The organism is Mucilaginibacter sp. (assembly GCF_036383575.1).
GTDB lineage: Bacteria > Bacteroidota > Bacteroidia > Sphingobacteriales > Sphingobacteriaceae > Mucilaginibacter.
This window is the reverse complement of the sequence record NZ_DASVOB010000629.1, coordinates 1-3606: the sequence shown is the minus strand read 5'-3', so window position 1 is coordinate 3606 and position 3606 is coordinate 1. Positions and strand designations below refer to the sequence as shown.

1 protein-coding gene and 1 pseudogene are annotated in these 3606 nt (G+C 42.5%); one reads left to right on the top strand and one right to left on the bottom strand.

From position 1 onward, the window contains the following. Positions 1 to 1068 (top strand): annotated as a pseudogene (locus VF500_RS22325) (glutamine synthetase type III); the annotation flags it as partial. Between the two features lie 253 nt (positions 1069 to 1321). Here VF500_RS22325 and VF500_RS22320 read toward each other — a convergent pair. Continuing rightward, entirely contained in the window at positions 1322 to 3097 is a 1776-nt protein-coding gene (locus VF500_RS22320; RefSeq protein ID WP_330861793.1) for a chloride channel protein, read from the bottom strand. Positions 3098 to 3606: the final 509 nt, after the last annotated feature.

The window sequence follows — 3606 nt, the reverse complement described above, 5'->3', positions numbered from 1 at the left end:
ACCTTTTTTGTGAATACCATAAAAGCGGTTCATGAACATGCCGACCTGTTAAGGGCATCCATCGCATCAGTTAATAACGACCACCGTTTAGGCGCCAATGAAGCCCCTCCGGCCATTATATCTATATTCCTGGGCAGCCAGCTTAATGATGTGCTTGACGAGATAGAAACATCACGCATCAGCAAAAAGATCAAGGAAGAAAACCTGTTATGGCAGGGCATCCCTAAGATCCCACAGATCCTGCCTGATAATACCGACCGTAACCGTACCTCACCTTTCGCCTTTACCGGCAACAAGTTCGAGCTGCGTGCTGTGGGTTCATCAGCCAACTCGGCCAGCCCGATGACCATTCTTAACCTCATCGTTGCCGATCAGCTTAAGAAATTCAAGTATGATGTAGATAAACTGATGAAAAAAGGTGAGAAAAAAGACCTTGCCTTATTAATGGTGATCAAAAAGTACATCAAAGAATCAAAAAGCATCCGCTTTGAGGGTAATGGTTACAGCGAAGAATGGGAAAAAGAAGCAGCTACAAGAGGTTTGTCAAACATTAAAACCACGCCGAAAGCACTTGACGCCTTACTAAGCGATAAATCAGAGCATCTTTTTGCCGAAACCGGTGTATTCACCGTGCGCGAAGCACATGCACGCCACGAGATCCTGCTGGATGCCTTCTATAAAAAACTACAGATAGAAGCCCGCGTAATTGGCGAACTGGTAATGAACGTGATCATTCCTTCGGCAATCGCGTATCAAAGCAAGCTGATCGAGAACGTTAAAGGCTTAAAAGACATTGGTCTGGATAAATCAACTTATGCTTCACAGCTTGACATCATCAACAGGATCTCGGAGCATGTGAACTTCATTAAAACCAATACCGAGCAAATGGTTAACGAGCGCAAAAAAGCAAACGTTATTGAGGATATCCGCCAGCGCGCTATTGATTATGATGAAAAGGTAAAATCATTCTTCCAGCCTATCCGCTACCATGTTGATAAACTGGAGCAGTTGGTTGATGACAGCTTATGGCCATTACCTAAGTTCAGGGAACTGTTGTTCATTAAATAAGCACGAATTTTATATCCACACGAATTGCCACGAATTACATCGAATTACACTAATTATAGTTCGATAAATTTTGTGGCAATTCGTTTTTTATTATTGATGCGAATTGTCTCTAATTTTATCGAATTACACTAATTATAGTTCGATAAATTTTGTAACGATTCGTTTTCCTTAGCCCCCTGTTGCGTCTCCGCCATTTAATTTTTTCAGGGGCAAAGCATTCGTGACAATTCGATCTAATTCGCAATATTCGTGTCTATGCAAACAAATCACTCGCCTTATGCTGTTCAATGATCACAGCACGATATTTACTTAGCAATGCCGATTTAGATATAAAACCAATAAATATCTCATCATTTGTTACGGGCAATTGCCAAACATCAATAGCATCAAATGTTTCCATTACGCTGCTGGCCGGTTGCTCATAATCAATTATGGTTGGAGGCACAATCATAATGTCTGCGATCAGGCTATCGGCAATCTCACTGTTAAACAAACGGCGGCGGATGTCGTCTATCAGTACCACCCCCTCTAACCGGCCATCTTCCTTAAGCACAGGAAAAATATTGGTATCGGTTTTGGCCAGTACTTTATAAAAGTCATTTACTGTCATCAACTTATCAACAGCGGTATATTTACGGTTAATGATACTATCAAGCGTAATACTGTTAAGCATACCGTAATCCTGCCCCGGGTGAATATCTTTTTCGTGGATCAGGTGGCTCCAATACATGTTGTGAGGAGATGAATAGCGCGATATAATATAAGATATAGCCGATACGATCATTAGCGGAATAAATAACACATAACCGCCGGTAATTTCGGCTATCAGGAATATAGCCGTTAGTGGTGCATGCAATACGCCGGCCAGGGCACCCGCCATACCCACTGCAATAAAATTAACGGTATTTAAATGTATTAACCCGGTTTGGTTAACGCCGAAGGCCACAAACAACCCCAGGAAAGCACCGGTAAACACTGTAGGTGCAAATGTACCGCCATTACCACCGGCACCAATTGTAATACCGGCGGCAATGATCTTCGAAAATACCAATGCTGCAATAAATAAAAGCATCACAAGCGGTTCGGAAAGCCAATCGGCAAAAAAGCTTTCTTCTTTTAATACATTGATATTACCGTTCAGTATCTCGGTGAGATAATGATATCCTTCACCAAATAACTGGGGAAACACGGCGATGATCAATCCTAATATTACGCCGCCGCTAATGGCCCGCACATAACGGTTTTGCTTTTTGAATATGCCGCTTTCAAGCTTACCCCCTACTTTGGCTATGTAAATAGCCATCCATCCGCTTAATATGCCAAGCAGTACATAAAAAGGCAAAGCGTTCATCACCCATCCCTCCGTAACCAGGTGAAACAACTGACCTGAATACAATGCCTTTGAAACTACAACACCAGTGGCCGAGGCTATTAGTAAAGGTATAAATGTTGGGATGGTGATCTCCCCGATCAGGATCTCCAGCGAAAAAAGCACTCCAGCTATCGGACTGTTAAATACTGCCGCTATCCCTGCCGATGCCCCTGCTGCCAGCAGCACAGTTTTTTCATACGGGGTAAGTTTAAAAAACTTGCCAAGGTTTGAACCTATGGCGGTACCGGTACAAACAATAGGGGCCTCCAGCCCCGCCGAACCACCGAAACCTACAGTTAAGGAGCTTGTGATGAGGTGCGAATAAATGTTATTGACCTTAATATTGGAGCGGTTCTTTTTTATATTGACGAGAATATTACCTATCCCCTTCTCAATTTTATCACGGTTTATTAAATGCTGATATACCACAGTAAGTAAAATGCCCAGCGCCGGCAAAAACACGTAGGCGATGTGATAATAGAGGTGCGACGATATGTTTCGGCTCAGCTCTTCCATCAAATGCACGAGGAATTTGAGTGCTACGGCGGCTAATCCCCCGGCAAAGCCTACAAAAACACTGCAATAAATTAAAAAGTTACGCTGGCTGTTACGCTTCAGGCGCCAGCGGTTTATTTTATAGGAAAGTGTTTTTAACATAAGCAGTACATACTAAATCCGGCTGCTGAAGGGTTTTCGGCGCGAATTGTTTTAAAGATCGGGTAAATACAAACTAACTATATCAGTCTGTTTTGCAAAGTAACGGAATTTTGGGTTATCTGTATTGGGTAGATCAAATAGGGGTAGAAAAATTTCGGTTAGACAGGAGGCACCTACGGAGCCACTTCTTTGTCTGTTTTACCTATAAACACGATACTCCTATGGAGTGCAAAAAGCGAGAGTAACACTCCGTAGGAGTATCGTGTTTGTAGCCAAAATCAGATAAAAATTTCAAGGCTCCGATAGGTGCCTCCTATCCGTCGTTTAAAAGCAAAACTTTAATCAGCAAGATACTGTCTTTCCGCACAGACGGAATTTTCCGGTTTACAAGAACGCCAATTCGTAAAATTAAGCCTAATTGCCTTATATTTGCCCATGATTTCTTCGCAAAGATATGATCAGCGTGGCGTATCAGCCTCCAAAGATGACGTTCATAATGCCATAAAAAA